29 protein-coding genes are annotated in these 20,483 nt (G+C 62.0%); 21 read left to right on the top strand and 8 right to left on the bottom strand.

Annotated elements, in window-relative coordinates; genetic code table 11:
• The first annotated feature begins 2 nt into the window (after positions 1-2).
• The 13 genes from IB236_RS18075 to IB236_RS18135 all read left to right on the top strand — a co-directional run bounded on the left by IB236_RS18075 (position 3) and on the right by IB236_RS18135 (position 10,875).
• Entirely contained in the window at positions 3-2,249 is a 2,247-nt protein-coding gene (locus tag IB236_RS18075) for a hypothetical protein (RefSeq protein WP_192421681.1), read from the top strand.
• Positions 2,250-2,260: 11 nt separating this feature from the next.
• Positions 2,261-2,926 carry a hypothetical protein gene (locus tag IB236_RS18080; RefSeq protein ID WP_192421682.1) on the top strand — a complete coding sequence of 222 codons (666 nt, stop codon included), beginning with the start codon at positions 2,261-2,263 and terminating at the stop codon, positions 2,924-2,926.
• On the top strand, positions 2,926-3,294 hold the full coding sequence (locus IB236_RS18085) for a hypothetical protein (RefSeq protein WP_192421683.1): 369 nt from the start codon (positions 2,926-2,928) through the stop codon (positions 3,292-3,294). The genes IB236_RS18080 and IB236_RS18085 overlap by 1 nt, the downstream gene beginning before the upstream one ends.
• A 2-nt stretch (positions 3,295-3,296) precedes the next feature.
• The gene (locus IB236_RS18090) at positions 3,297-3,773 is read left to right on the top strand and encodes a hypothetical protein (protein ID WP_192421684.1); all 477 of its coding nucleotides are present in this window, start codon (positions 3,297-3,299) and stop codon (positions 3,771-3,773) included.
• A 3-nt stretch (positions 3,774-3,776) separates the two neighbouring features.
• Positions 3,777-4,292 carry a hypothetical protein gene (locus IB236_RS18095; RefSeq protein ID WP_192421685.1) on the top strand — a complete coding sequence of 172 codons (516 nt, stop codon included), beginning with the start codon at positions 3,777-3,779 and terminating at the stop codon, positions 4,290-4,292.
• A gap of 25 nt (positions 4,293-4,317) precedes the next feature.
• On the top strand, positions 4,318-5,514 hold the full coding sequence (locus IB236_RS18100; RefSeq protein WP_192421686.1) for a phage tail sheath protein: 1,197 nt from the start codon (positions 4,318-4,320) through the stop codon (positions 5,512-5,514).
• Between the two features lie 39 nt (positions 5,515-5,553).
• On the top strand, positions 5,554-6,063 hold the full coding sequence (locus IB236_RS18105) for a phage major tail tube protein (RefSeq protein ID WP_192421687.1): 510 nt from the start codon (positions 5,554-5,556) through the stop codon (positions 6,061-6,063).
• A 95-nt stretch (positions 6,064-6,158) separates the two neighbouring features.
• On the top strand, positions 6,159-6,503 hold the full coding sequence (locus IB236_RS18110) for a phage tail assembly protein (RefSeq protein ID WP_192421688.1): 345 nt from the start codon (positions 6,159-6,161) through the stop codon (positions 6,501-6,503).
• Positions 6,504-6,511: 8 nt separating this feature from the next.
• Positions 6,512-6,628 (top strand): GpE family phage tail protein, encoded by a 117-nt coding sequence (locus IB236_RS18115; protein WP_187736458.1) that lies wholly within the window; start codon positions 6,512-6,514, stop codon positions 6,626-6,628.
• Positions 6,629-6,668: 40 nt separating this feature from the next.
• Entirely contained in the window at positions 6,669-6,833 is a 165-nt protein-coding gene (locus IB236_RS18120) for a hypothetical protein (RefSeq protein WP_192421689.1), read from the top strand.
• Between the two features lie 30 nt (positions 6,834-6,863).
• Positions 6,864-9,404: a phage tail tape measure protein gene (locus IB236_RS18125; protein ID WP_192421690.1), complete on the top strand. Its 2,541-nt coding sequence runs from the start codon at positions 6,864-6,866 to the stop codon at positions 9,402-9,404.
• A gap of 11 nt (positions 9,405-9,415) precedes the next feature.
• Positions 9,416-9,859 (top strand): phage tail protein, encoded by a 444-nt coding sequence (locus IB236_RS18130; protein ID WP_192421691.1) that lies wholly within the window; start codon positions 9,416-9,418, stop codon positions 9,857-9,859.
• On the top strand, positions 9,850-10,875 hold the full coding sequence (locus IB236_RS18135) for a contractile injection system protein, VgrG/Pvc8 family (RefSeq protein WP_370539929.1): 1,026 nt from the start codon (positions 9,850-9,852) through the stop codon (positions 10,873-10,875). Before IB236_RS18130 ends, IB236_RS18135 begins: the two co-directional genes overlap by 10 nt.
• Before the next feature lie 18 nt (positions 10,876-10,893).
• Here IB236_RS18135 and IB236_RS18140 read toward each other — a convergent pair whose 3' ends face one another.
• On the bottom strand, positions 10,894-11,241 hold the full coding sequence (locus IB236_RS18140; RefSeq protein ID WP_192421692.1) for a hypothetical protein: 348 nt from the start codon (positions 11,239-11,241) through the stop codon (positions 10,894-10,896).
• 48 nt (positions 11,242-11,289) lie between these two features.
• Complete coding sequence (locus IB236_RS18145; protein WP_192421693.1) at positions 11,290-12,234, bottom strand: HNH endonuclease; 945 nt, start codon at positions 12,232-12,234, stop codon at positions 11,290-11,292.
• Between the two features lie 287 nt (positions 12,235-12,521).
• On the opposite strand from IB236_RS18145, the gene IB236_RS18150 reads away from it, so the two are divergent.
• Together IB236_RS18150 and IB236_RS18155 are read left to right on the top strand one after the other, a co-directional pair.
• The gene (locus IB236_RS18150; protein ID WP_192421694.1) at positions 12,522-12,707 is read left to right on the top strand and encodes a type II toxin-antitoxin system HicA family toxin; all 186 of its coding nucleotides are present in this window, start codon (positions 12,522-12,524) and stop codon (positions 12,705-12,707) included.
• A complete protein-coding gene (locus IB236_RS18155; RefSeq protein ID WP_192421695.1) occupies positions 12,707-13,123 on the top strand; it encodes a type II toxin-antitoxin system HicB family antitoxin in 417 nt (138 codons plus the stop codon). Before IB236_RS18150 ends, IB236_RS18155 begins: the two co-directional genes overlap by 1 nt.
• A gap of 54 nt (positions 13,124-13,177) precedes the next feature.
• Here IB236_RS18155 and IB236_RS18160 read toward each other — a convergent pair whose 3' ends face one another.
• Entirely contained in the window at positions 13,178-13,594 is a 417-nt protein-coding gene (locus IB236_RS18160; protein ID WP_192421696.1) for a DNA mismatch endonuclease Vsr, read from the bottom strand.
• A gap of 113 nt (positions 13,595-13,707) precedes the next feature.
• Between IB236_RS18160 and IB236_RS18165 the strand changes: the two genes are divergently transcribed.
• A complete protein-coding gene (locus IB236_RS18165; RefSeq protein WP_192421697.1) occupies positions 13,708-14,763 on the top strand; it encodes a DNA cytosine methyltransferase in 1,056 nt (351 codons plus the stop codon).
• On the opposite strand, the gene IB236_RS18170 is transcribed toward IB236_RS18165, so the two are convergent.
• From IB236_RS18170 to IB236_RS18185, 4 genes are all read right to left on the bottom strand, one after another.
• Positions 14,760-15,434 (bottom strand): hypothetical protein, encoded by a 675-nt coding sequence (locus IB236_RS18170; RefSeq protein ID WP_225581232.1) that lies wholly within the window; start codon positions 15,432-15,434, stop codon positions 14,760-14,762. The genes IB236_RS18165 and IB236_RS18170 overlap by 4 nt on opposite strands.
• Before the next feature lie 191 nt (positions 15,435-15,625).
• Positions 15,626-16,549, bottom strand: a complete 924-nt coding sequence (locus IB236_RS18175) for a hypothetical protein (RefSeq protein ID WP_192421699.1) — start codon at positions 16,547-16,549, stop codon at positions 15,626-15,628.
• Between the two features lies 1 nt (position 16,550).
• Complete coding sequence (locus IB236_RS18180; protein WP_192421700.1) at positions 16,551-17,666, bottom strand: hypothetical protein; 1,116 nt, start codon at positions 17,664-17,666, stop codon at positions 16,551-16,553.
• 56 nt (positions 17,667-17,722) lie between these two features.
• On the bottom strand, positions 17,723-18,427 hold the full coding sequence (locus IB236_RS18185) for an XRE family transcriptional regulator (RefSeq protein WP_192421701.1): 705 nt from the start codon (positions 18,425-18,427) through the stop codon (positions 17,723-17,725).
• Positions 18,428-18,542: 115 nt separating this feature from the next.
• On the opposite strand from IB236_RS18185, the gene IB236_RS18190 reads away from it, so the two are divergent.
• Positions 18,543-18,890 (top strand): hypothetical protein, encoded by a 348-nt coding sequence (locus tag IB236_RS18190; protein WP_192421702.1) that lies wholly within the window; start codon positions 18,543-18,545, stop codon positions 18,888-18,890.
• 5 nt (positions 18,891-18,895) lie between these two features.
• On the opposite strand, the gene IB236_RS18195 is transcribed toward IB236_RS18190, so the two are convergent.
• Positions 18,896-19,168: a hypothetical protein gene (locus IB236_RS18195; protein WP_192421703.1), complete on the bottom strand. Its 273-nt coding sequence runs from the start codon at positions 19,166-19,168 to the stop codon at positions 18,896-18,898.
• A gap of 102 nt (positions 19,169-19,270) precedes the next feature.
• Here IB236_RS18195 and IB236_RS18200 point away from each other — a divergent pair, with 102 nt between their 5' ends.
• The 4 genes from IB236_RS18200 to IB236_RS18215 all read left to right on the top strand — a co-directional run bounded on the left by IB236_RS18200 (position 19,271) and on the right by IB236_RS18215 (position 20,460).
• Positions 19,271-19,492 (top strand): hypothetical protein, encoded by a 222-nt coding sequence (locus IB236_RS18200; protein ID WP_192421704.1) that lies wholly within the window; start codon positions 19,271-19,273, stop codon positions 19,490-19,492.
• A 17-nt stretch (positions 19,493-19,509) separates the two neighbouring features.
• Positions 19,510-19,713 carry a hypothetical protein gene (locus IB236_RS18205; RefSeq protein ID WP_187736444.1) on the top strand — a complete coding sequence of 68 codons (204 nt, stop codon included), beginning with the start codon at positions 19,510-19,512 and terminating at the stop codon, positions 19,711-19,713.
• A complete protein-coding gene (locus IB236_RS18210; protein ID WP_225581233.1) occupies positions 19,713-19,979 on the top strand; it encodes a hypothetical protein in 267 nt (88 codons plus the stop codon). Before IB236_RS18205 ends, IB236_RS18210 begins: the two co-directional genes overlap by 1 nt.
• A 64-nt stretch (positions 19,980-20,043) precedes the next feature.
• A complete protein-coding gene (locus IB236_RS18215; protein ID WP_192421705.1) occupies positions 20,044-20,460 on the top strand; it encodes an ogr/Delta-like zinc finger family protein in 417 nt (138 codons plus the stop codon).
• The last annotated feature ends 23 nt before the right edge of the window (positions 20,461-20,483 follow it).

Genomic DNA, 20,483 nt, shown 5'->3' on the forward strand with positions numbered 1-20,483 from the left:
CCATGGAAAAGCAAGTCATCTACCGCGACCGCCAGGAACTGCAGGCCGCCGACCTCAACAACTCCCAGACCTGGGGCGACGAAGCCGCGCGCCACATCGTGACGGACGCCATCACGGCCGAGCGCCAGGTCACCGGCATGACGGTTTCCGGCCGTAGCGCCACAGAGCTGGAAGTGGCCGCCGGCCGCCTGTATGACGGCCCCACCGGCAAGGTGTACGCACTGGACCCCGCGCAAACGCACAGCGTGTTCGCCATGCTGCCGCTGCAGGACCAGAAGTGGGTGGCCGTGAGCGTGTTTGGTGCCGAGGAAGACACCGACATTCAGCCGCGCGACTTCCTGATCGACCTGCAGACCCGTGAGGTGGAACCCGAGGCCGTGGCCATGCTGCGCCGCCGCGTGGCCACCGTGCACATTGCCCAGGGCCTGGAGTCCCCCACCCCCGAGCGCCCCGAGCCGCCCACCGGCTACACGTTGATCGCCCACGTTCGCCTGTCGCCCACCGGGGTCCAAGAGGTGGTGCTGGCCGACAACCGCCGCCTGCCCAACCTGCAGCGCCTGGACGCCCGCCTGCGCGTGGCCGAAGGCTGGATGCTGGCCGCAGAGCCGCGCATTGCGCACATCATGAGCGACATTTCGGGACTGGGCGCGGAGCTGGCCACGCGCGCCAGCCTGGAGCATGTGGCGCAGCTGGGCCTGGACATGGCCAAGATCAAAGAGCGCATGGAAATCCCCGACGACTACGTGTTCTACGGGGCGGACCATTTTTTAAGCACCGCCGAAAGCGACACCGCCCACGCCGCCTACAGCGCCGCCGCCTACGAAGGCATCCGCCCGCCCATCGTGGCCACCCAGGCCGGCGCCCTGTCGCTGCTCAACCCCATGGACCCCGAGGCACGCACCAGCGCGGGCGGTCTGCTGCTGCCCGCCTATGAAGAAGTCACACGGCTGCGCATGGAAACACGGGCGGGCGAGCTGGCCATCAACCAGTACCAGTACCAGACACTGAACGCGGTGCAAAAGACCATCAGCCGCGAGCGCGTGCGCATGGGCGAAACACTGACGCCCTGCACGAACAGTGCGTTCTGGAAGTCCGGCGTGTACGACCCCATCACCGGCATCCTGCGCCGGGGTGATGAAGCCTGGACGGTGGACCCGCAAGACCTGGCGCGAGCCACCCAAGACCACCAGTTTGTGCGCGTGACACGCATGTGGATCGACACATGGCAAGAGCCCTACTGGGACATTGTGACCACCGAGCATGTGGTGCAGGGCTCCGTGCTGGCGCAAACCGTGCTGATGGCGCAAACCGGCTGGCTCAGCAGCACGGAAGTCTTTGTCACATCGGCAGACCCGGCCGGGGGCCTCACGGTGATGCTGACCGAAGCCGCGCTGGGCCAGCCCAACGTAGAAAAAGTGCTGGCCCGTGCCACATTGGCCCCCGGCGCCGTCACGGCGGGCTGGCTCAAGGTGCCATTCACCGACCCCGTGCTGGTGGAGTCGGGCAAGCGCTATGCCCTGGTGCTGGTGTCCGGCGCGGGCCACCGCGTGGGCTTCACCGAGGGCACCGAATACACCCAGGGCATTCTGATGTACGCCCAGGACGGCGCCTACTTCACCCAGGCCGCCGAACGCGACCTGATGCTGCGCCTGAACTTTGCGCGCTTCAACTCGCCCCGCGCCGTGGTGCAGATGCAGCCCCTGCAGCTGGCGGGCGGCATTCAAGAGCTGGACATGCTGTATGACGCGGCCGTGCCCGCCGGTTGCCGCCTGGTGTGGGAATACCAGACCGGTGGTCTGTGGCGCCCCGTCACGCCGGACACCCCGCCGCAATTCGGCGGCGCCGCCCTGGTGCCCCTGCGCGCGGTGTTCATCGGCACGCAAGACCTGATGCCCGCTGTTCGCCCCGGCAATGCCCAGGTCACGGTGCGCCGCCGTGGCACGGCCTTTGTGCACGTCAGCACCGACCGCGTGCTGGGCACGCCATCCAAGACCATCCGCGTGCGCCTGCTGCTGGAAGACTTCAGCGCAGCCAACGGCCACACGGTCGATTGCCGCCTGATCGTGGCCGGCAATACCGTGGCCGCCACATCGTTCCGCGATGAAATCGTGGACGGCCGCAGCCGCTGGCGTGAGTTCCGCTGGACGCTGGCCGCCAACACCGGCTCCTATCGCATCCGCATCGACGGCGCGGGCGTGACCGGCGTGCACCCCTGGCACGTGGCCGAGCGCTACGACCTGGCCCTGTAAGGCGCACCACCATGCCCACGCGCTTTGAAAAGTACCGCATGCGGGACGGCGTCACGCCGCTGTCCGAGGACTACTTCAACCCCGTGTTGGGGGACGTGGACGCCCGCATTGCCGAACTGGAAGAACGCCGCGCCGAACTGCAGGCGGTGGTCGATGAGCTGACGCAGTTTGGCCTGAAGCGCATCGACACGCTGGTGGGTCCGGCGATGGCCGAGGTGACGGCAATGCTGGAGCTGCTGCGCCAGCGCCGCGACGAGCTGGAAGCCGCCATCGGCAACGTGGGCGACCTGGCCACGCAAACCCAGCTGGCCGCCGCCATGGACGAGCTGGGCGACAGCATCGACGCCGTTGCGGCGGTAGTGGCCGCGCTGTCGGCCAGCAAGGTCAGCACGGTGAACGGCCAGACCGGCCCGGACGTGACTTTGAAACCCGCCCACCTCGCGCTGGGGCCCGCGAACGGGGCCAGCCAACTGACATTGACCCGCGACGGCCAGGGCCGCCTGGCCACTGTCACCCGTACCGTGGCGGGCAAGCCCGCCGTGCAGACGCTGACCTATGACGGCCAGGGCCGCGTGGGCACTGTCGTTACCACCTACGACAACCGCACCCGCACAGAGACGCTCGCCTACGACGCCAGCGGGCTGCAATCCATCACAGCTATTGAGGTGCAAGCCTGATGTTTGACGCAATCACCCTCGACGCGGTGCGCCTGTTCCGCGACTTCACCACCACCAAGCTGGCCGAGCTGCTGGCGGCCGTCAACGCCAAGGCCACCGAAGTGCTGACGGCCATCAGCGGCGCGGGCATCAAGTCCGTGCAGCGCGGGGTCATCAGCATCTCTGGCAGCGGTTTGACAGCCACGGTCACCGTGAGCGCCGTGAACATGAGCAAGGCAGAGCTGCGAATCCTGGGCGGAAAGGTGGCGGACATCTCGCAGATGCCCATGGCCGTACTGGATTCCAGCACCACGATTACCGCAAGCCGCGCGGGCTCCGGCGGAGCCTCAACTTCCACGGTTTCCTGGGAGCTGACCGAATGGAAATGACCATGCACTTTTACGCCCAGATCGACGGCGACCGCCGTGCCTTTGCCATCACGCAAGCGCTGGACGTTCTGGAGGGGGCCGACCTGGTGGCCCTGGAAACCTACGACACCACGCTGATCGGCAAGGTGCACAACCCGGCCACCGGCGCCTGGGAAGCCGCGGCCACCGCAGAAGATGCACGGCTGTGGTGGGTGGATGTGGGGCCGTTCTATGACCGCTTCGGGCCGGACGCCCTGGCCATTGCGGCCAGCGACCACGGGGCATGCAAAGCCGTGCAAACGCTGACCGGCGTGCGCAAGTACATCGACCTGCGCGACCCGCGCGTGGCCGCCATGATCGACATGCTGATCGCCACCGCCCAGCCCACTGCGCAGCCGTGGGCGCCCGGCTCCGGCCCCATGACGGCCGCCAAGAAGGCGGCCATCCTGAACACGCCCACCACCGAGGCCGAGCGCCACATCAAGGGATTGGAGGGATGACCCATGCTGCTGGCTTCCTACACCGGCACCCGCCCCGGCCTGCAAGGGCTGGCCAATCGCATCATCCGGCTGCGCCTGCGCGGCCGGTACAGCCACACCGAGCTGGTGTTCCAGCCAGGCGATGGCGTGGACCACCTGATGCCGGACGGCACCACCGAGCCCGACAGCAACGGCGCCTTGTGGTGCGTTTCCAGCGTAGCGGCCGAGCGCCTGCCGGCCCACTCGCCCCGCCGTGCTGGGCGCATGGGTGGTGTGCGGTTCAAGCGCATTCGCCTGGACCCTGCCCACTGGCATGCCGTGAAGGTGAATCGCAACCCCGTGCTGGCTGCTGCCCGTGCAAGCCTGCTGCAAGGCGCCCTCTACGACTGGCAGCTGATCGCAAATTTCATCGCCTGGTTTCTGCCGCAAAAGGCCAGCCGCTTCACCTGCTCCGAGCTGGTAGCCGCATGCCTGGCGCACCCCGAGCCGCACCGCTTTGACCCCTGCGTGCTTCACGCCGCGCACGCAACCACCCCGTAACCAACCCAAACCCGAAGGAACCACCATGGCTACCCAAGCAAACTACCACCACGGCGTGCGCGTTGTCGAAATCAACGAAGGCCAGCGCAACATCCGCATCATTTCCACGGCCGTGCTGGGCCTGATCTGCACGGCCAGCGACGCCGACGCCACCGCGTTCCCTCTCAACACTCCGGTGCTGGTCACGAAGGTGGACGCCGCCATTGCCAAGGCCGGCACGCTGGGCACCCTGTCCGGCGCGCTGACCGCCATCCGCGACCAAGCCCGCCCCATCACCGTGGTGGTGCGCGTGGCCGATGGCGAAGGCGCCGACGCTGCCGCCAAGCTGACCGACCAGAACGGCAAGGTGATCGGCACGGCCGTGGGCTCGCAGTACACCGGCATGCAAGCCCTGTTGGCCGCCAAAGCCAAGCTGGGCGTGCAACCCCGCATCCTGGGCGCGCCAGGCCTGGACACCCAGGCTGTGACCACCGCCCTGGTGGCCGTGGCGCAGAAGCTGCGCGCGTTCGTGTACGCCGAGGGCCACGGCGCGGACGTGTCCGAGGTGATGGACTACCGCCAAAACTTCGAGGGCCGCGAGCTGATGCTGATCTGGCCGCGCGTGAAAGTGGCAACCCCGGGCACGGGGGTTATCGTGGACGCATCGCCCGTGGCCTACGCCATGGGCCTGCGCGCCAAGATCGACGCCGAGCATGGCTGGCACAAGACGCTGTCCAACGTGCCCATGAATGGCGTGCTGGGCATCGACAAGGATGTGTTTTGGGACTTGCAGAACCCCGACACCGACGCTGGCCTGCTCAACGCGGCCGGCATCACCACGCTGATCCGCAATCAGGGCTTCCGCTTCTGGGGTTCGCGCACCTGCGCCACCGATGAGCTGTTCGCGTTTGAGAGCGCCACGCGGACCGCGCAAATCCTGGCCGACACCATGGCCGAGGGCCACTTCTGGGCGGTGGACAAGCCGCTGCACCCCAGCCTGGTGAAAGACATTCTGGAAGGCATCAACGCCAAGTTCCGCGAGCTGAAAAACCTGGGCTACATCTTGAACGGCCAGGCCTGGTACGACCAGGAGGTGAACGTGTCGGCCACGCTCAAGAACGGCAAATTGACGCTGGACTACGACTACACGCCCGTGCCCCCGCTGGAAGACCTCACCTTCCAGCAGCGCATTACCGACCGCTACTACGCCGACTTCGCCCTGCGCGTGGGCACCGGCGAATAAGGCCCCACCACCCCGACCGATTGACCACAGGAGAACACCATGGGACTGCCCCGCAAGATCAAGAACTTTGCCACCTTTGTGGATGGCACCAGCTACGTGGGCGAAATGCCCGAAGTGGGCCTGCCCAAGCTCGCCCGCAAGATGGAGGACTACCGCAGCGGCGGCATGAACGCCCCGGTGAAGGCCGACTTTGGCATGGAAGGCCTGGAAGCCGAGCTGACCGCCGCCGGGTACATGAAAGAGCTGTTCACCAGCTGGGGCACGCTGCGCCATGACGGCGTGCTGCTGCGCTTCGCAGGTGCGCTGCAGGGCGACGACAGCGAAAGCGTGGACGCCATGGAAGTGGTGATGCGCGGCCGGTTCTCTGAAATCGACCCCGGAAGCGCCAAGGCCGGCGAGGCCACGGCCATCAAGTACAAGGCCGCACTGAGCTACTACAAGCTGAGCATCAACGGCGAAACGCTGATCGAAATCGACGCCGTGAACATGGTCGAAATGGTCAACGGCGTGGACCGACTGGCCGAAGTGCGCGCCGCCCTGGGCGTCTAACGCCCACCCCACCGCCGGCCCTTCGGGGCCGATCCCTTTCCCCAATCCACCCCAATCGCCCCAATCAAATACCAGATGGGCAAGGAAACAAGACCATGACAACGACCACCACCGCCGCCACCGCACCCGCTGTCGCCATCACGGCGCCAGGCCTTCCAGTGGGCATCCCGTTGGACACGCCCATCCAGCGCAACGGCCAGACCATCACGCACGTGCAGGTGCGCAAGCCCAACGCGGGCGCCCTGCGCGGCCTGTCGCTGGTGGAGGTGCTGCAGATGAACGTGACGGCCCTGCAAACCCTGCTGCCACGCGTGACCGAGCCGCCCCTGCTGAAACAGGAAGTGGCCGCCCTGGACCCCGCCGACCTGGTGAGCCTGGGAACGGAGGTGGTCAGTTTTTTGGTGCCGAAGGCGCAGCGGGAGGCGTTCCAGCCCGAGTAGAGGACGCCATGGCCGACCTGGCCCTGGTGTTCCATTGGCGGCCCGCCGACATGGACCCCATGAGCGTGGCCGATCTGATGGAGTGGCGCGAACGGGCGCGCGAGCGTCACGAACGCCAGGAATGACCCCGCCACCCCTGCGCCTTTGGATGTGCAAGAATGAACCATGCTTTTCACCGCCCTTGCGTACCTGCTGATTGCGGCCCTGGCCATTGCGGCCCTGGCCGTGTTCATGCTGCCCGTGTACGTCTGGACCCTGGCGCGCGACCGCGCGGCCGATGCCGACATGGCCGAGGCCCGGCGCATCCTGGGCAAAGACTTCCCCGCCTGATCCATTGCGCTGGCGGCCGTGGGGGCCGCCATGGCTGACAACCTGCGCCTGCGCGTTGTCCTCGACTTCGTGGACCGCGCCCTGGGGCCGCTCAAGCGCGTGAGCGACGGGAGCCGCGACGCCGCCCGCGCGCTCAAGGCCGCCAAGGAAAGCCTCAAGGCACTGAACGCCCAGCAAGCCCAGGTGGGCGAGTTCCGCACGCTCAAGGGCGAGCTGCACGACACGGCCGCCAAGCTCGCCCAGGCGCGGGGCCGGGTGGGCGAGCTTGCGCGCATGTACGGCCAGACGGCCGAGCCCACGCGGGCCATGACGCAAGAGCTGGCCAAGGCCAAGCGAGAGGCGGCAGCGCTGGGAAACCAGCACGACACCCAGCAGGTGAAGCTGCAGCAGCTGCGCGCCAAGTTGTCGGCCGCAGGCATCAGCACGCGCGACCTGGCCAACCACTCGCAACGCCTGCGCACCGACACTGCAGCGGCCAATTCCACCATCGAGCAGCAAACGGCCAAGCTCAAGTCCAACGGCGAACAGCAGCGCAAGCTGGCCGAGCTGCGCAAGCGCCACGGCAACGAAATGATGCACACCGGCATGATTGCCGCCGGTAGCGCTGCCTTGATGGCCGGGGGCAGCAAGATGGCGGGGCCGCTGCGCTCTGTGGTGGGCGCCTTCATGCCGGCCGAGGTGTCGGAAACGCAGCTGCGCGCGTCCATGATGGGCAAGGCTGGCGAGGTGGGGCCGGAGTTCCAGCAGATTCTGACCCTGGCCACGCGCCTGGGTGACAAGCTGCCAGGCACCACGGCCGACTTCATCGACATGATGACCATGCTGCGCCGCCAGGGCATGACATCGCAGGCCATCCTGGGCGGCCTGGGCGAGTCGGCCGCGTACCTTGGCATTCAGCTACGCATGCCGGTGACAGCTGCGGCCGAGTTCGCCGCCAAGATGCAGGACGCCACGCAGACCAGCGAAAAGGACATGATGGGCCTGATGGACGTGATCCAGCGCGCCTTCTACCTGGGCGTGGACCCCACCAACATGCTGCAGGGCTTCACCAAGATCAGCGCGGTGATGCCGTTCCTGGGGGAAAAGGGCCTGCAAGCCAGCAACATGCTGGCGCCGCTGCTGGTGATGATGGACCAGACCGGCATGGCCGGGGAATCCGCCGGCAACGCCATCCGCAAGGTGGTGCAGCTGTCGCTGGATGCCGAGAAGCTGGCCAAGACCAACAAGATGCTGGCGGGCGAAGGCATCCAGCTGAACTTCGCCACCAAGGGCGGCAAGTTCGCGGGCCTGGACAACCTGTTCGCGCAGCTGGACAAACTCAAGGGCGTGGACAGCGATGTGAAGCGCATCGCCGCATTGAAGAAGCTCTACGGCGACGACGCGGAAACGCATCAGGTACTCAATACCCTGATGGAAAAGGGCCTGGACGGCTACCGCGAGGTGGTGGCCAAGATGGAAGCCCAGGCCGATCTGCGCAAGCGCGTGGACTCCCAGCTCAAGACCCTGAGCGCTTCGGTAGAGGCCGCCCAGGGCAGCTTCACCAACATGCTCAAGGACATGGGCGCCACCATCGCGCCCGACCTGGTGCTGATCGTGGGCAAGCTGGGCGACATGGCCAACGCCGTGGGCGCATGGACGCGCGAAAACCAGACCGCCGTGAAATGGGCGCTGCGCGTGGTGGCCGTGTTGGCCATCGGTGCCACCGCCGTGGGGGCCATCGGCCTGGCCTACGCATCGGTGATGGGGCCAATGCTGCTGTTTCGCTTCGGCCTGGCCCGCCTGGCGTTCCTGTTGCCGGGTGTCGGCAAGGCCGCCAGCTTGCTGGTGTCGGGCCTGGGGTTCCTGCTGGGCGCGTTGCGCGCCGTCGCCTTGTTCCTGCTGGCCAACCCCATCGTGCTGGTGATCGCGGCCATTGCAGCGGCGGCCTTTCTGATCTGGCGCAACTGGGACACCGTGAAGGGCTTCTTGCTCGCCATCTGGCAGCAGCTGGCGGGCGCGGCTTCGGCCCTTTGGGCAAGCGCCACCGCAGGGGCTGCAGCACTGTGGCAAACACTGGTGAGCCTGAAAGACCGGTTCATGACAGCGGGCGCGGACCTGATGCAAGGCCTGGTGAACGGTATCACCAGCCGCGTGCAGGCAGTGCGCGACGCCATCGTGGGCGTGGCCGATGCCGTGGGCGGCTGGTTCCGCGAGAAGCTGGGCATTGCATCGCCTTCCAAGGTGTTCATGCAGTACGGCGGCTGGATCAGCGAAGGCGCGGCCCTGGGCATTGCGGGCGGCCAGGGCGCCGTGCGCACTGCGGCGCTGGCCATGGCCACAGCAGCCACTGCCACCATGCCGATGGCGGCTGATGCCGCCGCCTTGCGCATCGACAGCCGCGCGCCGCTGATGGCACACGGCGCGGGCATGGGCGCCCCCATGGGTGGCGGCACTACCATCAGCATCACCGTGAACGCCGCGCCAGGCATGGACGAAAAGGCCCTCGCGCGTGCGGTGGCGGCCGAGGTGCGACGACTGCAACAGGCCGACCGCTCGCGGGTGAATTCTCAGTACAGCGACATTGACGGGTAGGAGCACCACACATGCTGTTTTCTTTGGGGCAGTTCACCTTCGGGCTGCAGACCTTGCCCACCGACCAGCTGCGCCGCCAGACGGCCTGGCGCCACCCCAGCAACTCGCGCGTGGGGGCCAGGCCCGCCCGCCAGTTCGTGGGCCTGGGTGATGACACCATCAACCTGTCGGGCGTGCTGGCGCCTGAGTTCGCGGGCTCCATGCGTTCGCTGGAAGCGCTGCGCAAGATGGCCGACAGCGGCAAGGCCTGGGCGTTGGTGTCGGGCGCGGGCGAGGTGTTCGGCGCCTGGACCATCGAGAACCTGACCGAAACCCGCTCTGTGCTGATCGACAACGGCGCCGCACGGCGTATCGAGTTCGACCTGCAGCTGGCGGCTGAGGATGACCAGCGCGCCGAACCATCGGGCGGTGTGGACCCCTGGCCTGTGGATGACTACTGGGAGTGGTGGCTGTGATCGTGGCGCCCGACTACCTGCAGACCAGCCAGCTGCACCGCGCCCCCACGTTCGCGCTGGTGGTGGACGGGCGGGACATTTCCAAAAAGGTGGAGGCGCGCCTGGTGTCGCTCACCCTCACCGAAGCCCGAGGCGGCGAAGCAGACCAGCTGGACCTGGTGATAGACGACAGCGACGGCCGCATGGGCATACCAGCTAAGGGGGCAGAGCTGGCACTGTCCCTGGGATGGGAAGGCAGCGGCATGCAGGACAAGGGCACGTTCGACGTGGACGAGGTGGAACACAGCGGCACGCCCGACACCATCAGCATTCGCGCCCGATCTGCTGAGATGCGGCGCGAGCTGCGCACCCGCGCGGAGCGCAGCTACCACGGCAAGAAGCTGGGCGAGATCGTGGGCGACATTGCGCAGCGCAACGGCCTGCAGGTACGCATTGACGACAGCCTGGCCAACACCCCGGTGGAACACATCGACCAGACACGCGAGAGCGACCTGCACTTCCTCACCCGCCTCGCCAAGAAGCACGACGCGGTGGCCACGGTGAAGAAGGGACGCCTGGTGTTCAAGCCCATAGGCAGCACGAAGGCCGCCAACGGCGAAGACCTCGAAACCATCATCATCACCCGCGCCGATGGCGACCAGCACCGCTACCACAGCGCCGACCGAAACGCCTACAGCGGGGTGCGCGCCTACTGGCACGACCCGAACGCGGCCGAGAAAAAGAGCGTGCTGGTAGGCGAACAGGAAAATGAAAAGCGCCTGAAAGACACCTTCGGCAGCGAGGCCGACGCCATGGCCGCCGCGCGGGCCGAGCGCGGGCGCATCGAACGCGGCAAAGCCACCATGGAACTGACCCTGGCCATAGGCCGCCCCGAGCTGATGCCGCAAACCCCTGTGGTGCTGCGGGGGTTCAAGGATGTGATCGACGCCACCGACTGGCTGGTCGTGAAACTGACGCACAGCCTTGGGGACGGGGGATTGACCACGCGCGTTGAGTTGGAAACACGTGTGAAATGAAACGCTAATGCACCAGCGTCAATTGGCGGCCGGAGTGATAAGCACTTCGTATTCCCCTCCCCACTTCTTCGAGAAGCCGGAAACAACTAGGCGCTTCTGGCCGTCCATGCGATAGGTTTGGCGGGTTGGTGAGAAGCCAAGGTGGAAGTCATCGTAATTCAGAATTCCACTTTCACTCAGGTTCACCTGTCCATCTTCCATTCCAGTTCGAGGAATGGTTACCTGAGTGGTCTCGGTGACAAGGTGGCCTAGATACCTATATTCAATGTCTGCTTTGAAAGAGCAAAGCCCGTGGCGGCTTATGGATAGCCCGGGAAAATCGGACCAGTGATAAATGAAGTCTCGAAGAACGGTGTGGTTGTCCATGATCGTTGTGCCTCCTGTTGTTTTGAGCGACTGTAGGGAGCAATTGGCCTACTCTAGAAAAACGATTTCGCGATGAAATTTGAGATATGGCGCTTGCCGGTCTGAGAAAGCGTTACATCCTCTGTCGCAGGCATCCTGTAGTCCAAGTCGTACCAGATCATTTGCGTCGAGCTTGGGCGAAATCAATACCTGCCCAGCATCTGTGAAGCTAATAAACCCTTTGTCAAACAGGCGATCCACATGGGGTGCCAGCAGCAGACCGTTTGCGCCATCAAGCCGTTCAGCAGCCGTGCCGCAGGACCTCCACGGCATGATGTGGCTGGCTATCAGCAGCGCAGGTGTACGGATTTGGGTAAGCCTGCACGACTGCTCCAGTTCAAACACACGGGCGCGGAATAGCCCCTGCCCGTTTCGCGCCAGCACCACCTGGCGTTTGGTGGTGGAGTCCAGCCCTGGGTCTTGCATCACTTGGGCTTCGATCGACTCATCGATGCTCGCCAAAGCTTTGAATGTGTCAGCTTGGAGTACTGGGGCCGGAGCCTCTTCAAGCACCCGCCCAGCCAGCCGTTCAAACAGCGCTGCGCTGATTTCTGCCAAGTAGGCTTTCTGATTGCCGTTGCCCGACTGAGGATGGATGGGTGAGTACTTTGCCGGAAGCAAGGGCGCGAGCTCGGCGATCATCGCCTTGGGGTTGATCGCAGCTAGGAGCTCTTGCCACGCCACGGGCAAAAGCCAGCCGCTCTTGCTCCAGTACTCGCCAACAGCGCCGAAGCTGTCAGGCTTCGGCGCAGGGCTTGCGAAGTCTGCGACCCGGCCCACGTGCTGGATTACGCCTCCAGAGAATGACAGCACAGCATCGCCAGGCGCAGCGACTCTCATGTTGTCGTAGAACTGGCTGCGTGCGCCGCTGGCCTCACGCACGGGAGACCACAGATAGCCTCCAGCAAGTTCTTGTTTAGATGTCTGTTTGTGATTGACCCACCAGTAGCGCATGCATACGACTATGCCACCAATGAACCCACGGCGAGCGTCGAGCGCCCTAGAACATCGCCATGTTGCCGAAAGAGTCGAACGCTCGCGCAAGGGTTGACACGTAAACAAAAATGCGTACAATCCAGCCTGCAACTAACCAAATCTCGGCACCAAGCTCTCAAACCTAAGTTTCTAACTTACAAGTTCTAGCTTTTCCCTTCAACCAATCCATAGTTGCAACCAAGGAGTTCTCATGTATAAAAAATTTCACTTAGTTGCTGAAAGGCGACTACTAAATTGGAATGTGTATGAAAAACACGGAATTCCGCCGGAGGTTGGCGGCGCTTGGTGCTGAGTTCAAGGAAGGCTCTAAGCACACCAAGGTTTACTTGAACGGTCACCAGTGCACTTTGCCAAGGCACAAAGATGAAATTGGCACAGGGCTACTGAAAACCATATTGCGCCAACTGGGCGTCAAGGAGTTTGATAAATAATGCTTGAATACCCCGCAGATATCGCGCGGGATGGTTCAGAGTTTCTGGTTTCATTTCCGGATATTCCGGAGGCGATTACGTCAGGCGACACCTTCGAAGAAGCTGTTGAGATGGCGCGAGATGCGCTCATCACTGCAATGGACTTCTATTTCGAGGACCGCCGTCGCGTTCCCGCGCCATCGCCGGTGAAGCCGGGGCAAGTTGCAATCGACTTGCCGACAAGTGTGTCAGCCAAAGTGCTGCTGCTAAACGAGATGGTCCTTCAGGGGATCCGCCCCTCCGAACTAGCCAGGAGAATGGATGTGCGCCCGCAAGAGGTGACTCGGCTTCTGGATCTACATCATCCGACGAAAATCGATACGATTTCCGCGGCGCTGGTGGCAATGGGTCGCAGGCTCGAACTGCAGCTCGCATAGTCTCGTGGCGACAGCGTTCGCCTGCGGCCAGGACAGGCCGCATTGCATGTGCCTCTACTTGCCACTAGACGGGCTGAAGAGCCGAGTCAGCAGCTCTTGGAGCACTGCTGGGCTTTTTGCTTCACATTCCCAAATCACAACTACCCGCCAACCGGCCCCTTCCAGAGCCGCGCGGTGCTCTGCATCGCGCCGCACGTTGCGCTCGAACTTTGGCGCCCAATAGTCCTGCCGGCTTTTGGGGTTGGACGCCAACTTGCACCCGTGCCGGTGCCAGAAGCACCCGTGGACAAAAATCACAGTCCGGTGCTTTGGCAACACCAGATCAGGCTTGCCAGGCAGCCGCTTGTCATGCAGCCTGAACCTCAGCCCAAGGCGATGCGCGGCGGACCGCACCAGCATTTCAGGCTTGGTGTCCTTGGCCTTGATACGGGACATGAGCCGGCTGCGCAGCTCGGGAGTCATGGTGTCCATCTGCAAAGGGTATCGCACAGCCAGGCACTGTTGGCCAAAGGCGACACCGCGCTGGCCAAGGTTGCGGTCTTTCCCTACAATGGCGCCTTCTGAAAAGTACTGGGAATAATTACATGGGTTTGCGCGTTGTGTCCCTCTTCTCTGGGGCGGGTGGAATGGACTTTGGCGCGCACGCGGCGGGGTTTCGCACCGTGCTTGCGCTTGATAACTTCAAGGCCTCCACAGAGACATTCACCAAGCACTTTGGCGAAGGCATCGTCCGGCACACGGGCATCTTCGAGTTCAATGCCTCGAAGCCGAACCCCTACCCTGCGGCAGATGTGGTGATGGGCGGCTACCCATGCCAATCGTTCTCCATGGGCGGGCTGCGCAACCCAGACAAGGACGACCGCTCCAACCTCTTTCTGGGGTTTGCGGAAGCTGTGAACAAGGTCAAGCCGAAGGTGTTCATTGCCGAGAACGTGTCGGGCCTTGCGAAGCTGCAAAACGGCGAGTGGTTCAAGAAGCAGATCGACGTCTACGAGAACCAGCTGTCGGCCAAGTACCACGTGCACCACATGCTGCTTAACGCCGCGGACTACGGCGTGCCGCAGATGCGCAAGCGGGTCATCATCGTGGGCGTGCGGCACGATGTGAGCGACACCTTCGAGTTCCCCAACCAGACCCATGCGAAGCCATCGCTCATCAAGAAGAGTGGCTTGCTGCCCTGGGCGAGCCATGGCGAGGCTATCCGCCACCTGCCGCCCAACCCTGTGGGCGAATACTACGAACGGCCGCACGACCCCGAAGGCAACTTTGCCTGGTACTTCATGTCGCGCAACCGCCGGCACCGCTGGGATAGCCCGGCATTTACGGTGGTGGCCAACTTCCGCCACGTGACGCTGCACCCTGCTTCGCCCGTGATGGAGCTGGAGTGGAGCGACCTGGCAAACGGCTGGAAGCAGAAGTGGCGCTTTACAGACCAGTACGACCACCGGGAGTTCGCCCCGGACTTCCCTTGCCTGAACCCGCCCCGCCGCCTGTCATGGCGCGAGGCCGCGGCCATTCAGACCTTTCCGGCGAATTTCGAACCCGAAGGCGACTTGGCCGAAAAGTTCGAGCAAATCGGGAATGCGGTGCCCCCGTTCCTGATGGAACAGATCATGCGGAAAGTGCGGAAGCTGCTCTAGCCCTCGAACATCTTCGAAGACTTGGCGCGTAGGGTTTCCACAGCTGGCTTTGGCAGCGTGAACAACCCCGTGCCGTGCAGCCGCGAAGCAAGCTTGGGAAAGTACTTGAATTGGCTGCCAGATAGGCCATACCACTCGTAGAGCGCCCCGCCCTCTTCGTCGTACCCGACCAGAGACCGCTCGGTGCGGAACTCCCATTTCACGGGCGGAGGCAGATTGATGGGGAACGCCGAGACCATCCACTGGCGTTCGCCATCCTTCTTGCGAGGGGATGTGTAGAGCACAGAGATGAAGATCGACTCCTTCGTGATGAAGGTTCTCTTCACGTCGGCGTCTTGCTGGGCAACATAGTTGGCCTCTGCCTGCTCCCGGTCTGCAACTTGCCGCGCCAAGATAAGGCGGCCAAAGGTTTCCGCATGCTGAGCATCGCCAAAATCCTTTTGGCTCAGCCCGTGCGCCGCGCACAGCTTCCAGTCCTTGGAGTTGGAATTGGAAATCTCCAGGTGCGCGCGCATCGCTTTACCCACTTCAAGGCTATCCGCATCCAGCTCCAGCTGCTTCGACTTAATCGACGCGCCACGGACCGCAATGCCACCGCTCTCGTTCGACTCAATGACGAAGTCATAGAACGATTTGTTCTCCGTTGTGCGGCCATATAGCAGCTCTGCCAAGCAGCGCTCGATCTGGCGCGAATCGGCGCGCGAACTGCCATCAGCCTCACGCTGCCCCCCTGAGCCATCCCTGTAAGTCGCTAAAAAGCGTCTCAAAGATAAAAGCTCCCCGTCATTTGGCGCTCGAGTAAAAAATGCTCTCTCCATACAATCGCACCCTTTTTCTAATTTTTATCGAATTACTTCAAGCCTTAATTGTCTGGATTTACGTATTGAGTGGCGTCTGTTACGTAAGGCATTGCCGGAAAATCCTTCAAAGAATTGAATTGCTTTGCCAGCCGCAGAATTCGAAGGCGATCAACGATAATTGCCTGACCAATATCAGATTTTTTTGCAAAATCCCCATCTGATCGGCGCAAATCAAGAGGCATAAAATAGTACGTGGCCCATGGATGCATCACGGGGAGATGACGAATGTGCTTTGCAGGATGGGCCTCGATTTGTTTGAATGTCCAATCTGCTTTTGAGCATCCGCATTGGGCAAAAGAGATTGGCATGCCATCGCGTTCATCAGACATTGGATGCCATGCAATTAAATCAATACCACCATCCCCCGTGTCTCGCTCATCGAAATCTTCGACCTTGAAATTGGGTGTGCATCGGAGATCATTTGCTATGGCAAGCATCTTTTCGTACAACTTGCCTTGGTAGACCGCGCCAGCCCCGGCTCCAGCCCAAGTTGCTCGAACTTCAGCTCCAACAGGCTGAAGGCCCTTAAAAACTTCAAGCGAGGCCTCTTCAAACTGCCGGGCAATGCGATGCAGTATTTCTTTCGACACTAGCCGCAACGATGAGGCAATGAGAAGCCCCACATAGGCATGGTGCTCAGGCGTTGCATTGAATTTGAAACTCAAAGTATCCTGATCATCAGAGATTTCAAATGGATAAAACTCTCCAAATGCAACTCTTCTAGTGCTTGAGAAATTTATAACATCCCTCCAAAGCTGCTCGTAGTCAATATTTCTTCGTGTTGATGTCAACAGCCTTCTTGCCAATCCACTCAAATCCCCTTTGCAATAACAACGATCTGGGTGCGTGAGGGCTAGTATTTCTATGTAATCGGTCCAAAGAAAAATATCTTTGCCATCAGGAGGATTTTCCAGGGATGTGAACATCCTATTGATCCTCCAATTTGTCACGAATGGAGTTTCGCAAGGTCTTCCCATGGTCGAAAATTTCATTCGCCAAGTCTTCGTGGGAGGAAGTCAGATGTTTAGCATCAGGCACCATGCGCCAAGCTATCTGTATTTTTGCCAATGCCTCCTGTAGCGACTTCTCTAGCGCTTCATTTGGCCCATCGGTGTAGAGGTATGCGGTACTAATACTCCCAGTTTCCTCAAGCGCTGCTATCGCCTTATCACTTGTGACAATTGCGGCCAGGTCACTTATATTCCGTGACTCTCCAATAATGGTTCGACCGTGTTGATCTTTTGCAAAAAACCAACCAAACATTTTCGCCAAGTTATCCATCTTCACACCTGGCATCTCTACATCCTTCGGAGTGGCGAGACCAAGCCAGTCAGGAATATTTTTATACCCTAAAGCAGTAGTAATATAAGAAAATTCTATGTCTGCCGGGTCTATTTTTAGGCCATGAAAATTATTGTTATCCTTAGATTTTTCATAGAGATTAAGAGCGGTAAGCAACTTGGCAACATAATCCGCCTTACTTCCAATATCTTTTGCAAGATTTTTGAATTGCTCCGATTCATCAATATTCGGATAAAACTCATCCCGAAGCTCCTTCAGATATCTAGCTTTAGACAGCGCATCCCATTCTTGAATACCGGTGATGTGCCGATATCCAAGATATCGCAATACATCGCGCCTATTTTCGTAAACAAGGCATGGGAGCTCAGTTGGTGCAGGCTCGATGGCCTCGCCTTGAATAATGGCTACGGAACGCTGACGCTTTTTGGGGGGAACAATCTCCCCATTGAGCAGTTTGACTGCGGCCAGACGCCTATTCCCCTCCACGACGGTAAATGCCTCTCCCTTCTTTTTGGGTGAGATCACCAACAAAGGTTCACCTGCAAAATAGCCCTTCTGCCCAATAGAGAGCATTAGATCTTGCGCCCCCTCTTGATCAAGCATATCTTCGATGATATTTTCCACCATCGAATGTTGGGAGTTGAGTCGGTAGAATCTTGGATTCTCGGGGTCAAATATCAATTCTGTCGTCTTGATATTCACCACACTTGCAGGGGCCGGAGCCTTAGATTTTGTAACCATAAATCTCTAGCGATGTATTCAGATAAAAAGCAATAAGAATCAAGCCTGTAGGGGCATCAAAACCGCCGCCCGTTCCATCCATAAACCACCCGCCCGCAGATACGCACGGGCTGGGTGCCATCCAGCACATCAACAGTGCGCACGCTGGGGTTGTCGCTGGTAATGACGTGCGCCCCATCCATGCGGCGGGTCACGCGCTTGATGAATAGCTGGCCGTTGGCCTGCAGCACGTAAACGCCGTCAATGTCAGCGACTTGGCAGTCGGTATCCACGATGGCGAAGTCGCCTGAATTCAGGGTGCCGAGCATGCTGTCGCCGTAGGCGTGCACCAGCTGCAGCGCCTCGGGTCGGGACCGGGGCACGTTCAGCGCCAGCCAGTGGCGCGATATCGGAACATCCCCCATCAGTACGTCTTCGGTGATGAGGTCATTGCCCTTTCCCATGCTGCCGGTGGCACTGAACAGGGGGATGCGAATGGTGTCTGCTTCGCCTGCTGGCGCTGCTGCAGGGCCAGTGAGTGGCCCCGCGACACGGCGGCCAGTAATGATGTAGTTCACATCGAGTCCCAGCGTCTCAACCTCCGCAAAGAACTCCGCCGTAGGCATTGTGCGTCCAGCCTCCCAATTGCTCACAGTGCGCGCGGACCAATCTCCAAACCGGAAATAATCTTCCTGCTTGAGCCCACGCCTCTCTCGCTCCTCCCGCAGCCGCTTACCTATCTCTGTGCGAACCTCTTCACTGGAAATTTTTTTCTGATTCATGCGCCAATCCGGCTTGCAACCGGAAAATATTTACCGTAAGATTTGGCGCACACAGTTAACGCCATCTCACACGATGGTACACACCGCCACGCGTTGCGGGTAGGAGGTTTTGGCAATGGCAATGAATACGGAACTGCGGCGCGCACACCGCCACACCCAAGGCGCCAAAAGGCTGCTGGACCAGCGCCGTTCGCAACTGGGTGCACGCCTGGGGCAGATAGCAAGCACAGGCCCATGCAGCGACGCAGGGCAGCGCTACCTGCTGGCCCAGAGCGTTGGGGCGGTTGACCGCCCGGTGTGGGCCTTTTTGAGTGTTGCCGACGCGGCCACGGGGCAGCTGGTGTTTAGCGGCAACCGCAGGCCGGTGGAGTTCTCGGAGCGCGAGGCGCTGGAACTGGCGCCGCTGCTGGGGGTGTTTGCGGGGGCAGTGGAGTTTCGGCCCGTGGCTGGGGTGGTGGCGTGAACGCGCTACGCCTGCTTGCCGACGCCATCCGGCGTGCCCTGAAGCTGCATGGACATGCCGTAGACGATGCCCGCCAGAACATCGCGGGCCGGGCCGTGGAAGGTGCCCTGCATCGTCAGCGCGTGCAGAGCGACCGCAATTTCCTTGCGCTTTTTGGCGTCGAGACCAGCCTCCAGCAGAGCGCCGCTGAGGACAAAGCCAACACCCTGCCCAAGTTCGTCAATGGACGCCCTGAGCATGCCGACCGTGACCGGGGCGTCGTCGTTCAGGGTGTCCATGGTGTGGTGGGCGACTACTCGGCTCTGCATGCGGGGTCTCCTGTGAAAGCTACAACTGTAAGCGGCTCTTTCACCGCAGTTCGATAAGCAACAAAGGTTCATATGGCATACGACAACAAGGAACAGCGCCGCGTTTACCGGCACACCGTGCGCTTCAAGAAGGCCGACGATGTTCTGCTGGCCGTGCTGGCGGACCGCCTGGGCGTGCAGAAGGCCACGCTGATCCAGAACATGGCGCTGTTGGCCGCCGAGAAAGAGCTGCAGAAGCTGGGCCTGGGCGGCATGGCGCAGGCGGCCAGCGTGGGCAACGCTGCGCGTTGCTGACGCCATGGAATGCGTCCATGCAGACCACAGAAATCCTGGTGGAAGTCTCCGCCGAAATGGAGCACCACCTGGAGCTGCTGCGGCAGGCGTACAGGCTGCCCACCACCACCGCGGTGCTTGAGCTGCTAATCAGCACCCAGATAGACCGCAGCGTCTACGAAATGACGGGCATCAAGCCGGGCCCGAAGCTGGCGATTGACAACACCCAAGGAAGAACATGATGCAGACCGCAAAGAACACCCCGCACAGCTTCAAGGCCCTGGTGGCTGCCAACCGCGCGGCGGGCAGGCTGGCAGAGCCAGTAGCGCCCGAACCGAAGAAGAGGATGGAGCAGACGGGCATGCGCCTGTGGCCCGAGGAGCTGTCGCAAGCGCGCGAGCTGGCCGCCAGCGAGGACCGCAGCGCCGCGAGCTTTATGCGCCGCATCTACCTGCGCGGGCTCGAAGGCTACCTGGCCGAGCGCGGCGCTGGCACGGCGACGCAGTGAGGGGCAGCAAATAGCCGCTCAAGAGCCGCTGATAAGCGCCAGCACGATGACCACGGGGAAAAGCATGTTGCACACCAAAGCGGAGCATGAAGCGCTGCAGGCGACAAAGCCTGCACGCCAGCAGAGGCTGCACCAGGGCAAGAAGGTGCGCTACGAGGGCACACGCATGGAGTGCCCGCACTGCGGTGCCCAGTGCGTGATCCGCCACGGCAGCAAGGTGAGCATGACGATGCGCAAGCTGGTTTTCAGCTGCACGAACGCGGAGTGCGGCGCGAACTACGAGGCGATGACAGAGTTCACCAAGATGCTGAGCGTGCCTGCGCGGCCCAACCCGAAGGTGAGCATCCCGCTGTCTCAGCATGTGCGGCGCGGGATGCTGCGTGTGCTACTGGACAACTCGCCAGAGGCGGCGCACGAGCCCATCACGCCCATCGAGCCCGTCACGGACGACCTGTTTGCCGGGGACGCCAACACGTCATAAACGGCGCCACAGCCGCTGAATAG

This window comes from Acidovorax sp. ACV02 (assembly GCF_014851475.1).
GTDB lineage: Bacteria > Pseudomonadota > Gammaproteobacteria > Burkholderiales > Burkholderiaceae_C > Acidovorax > Acidovorax delafieldii.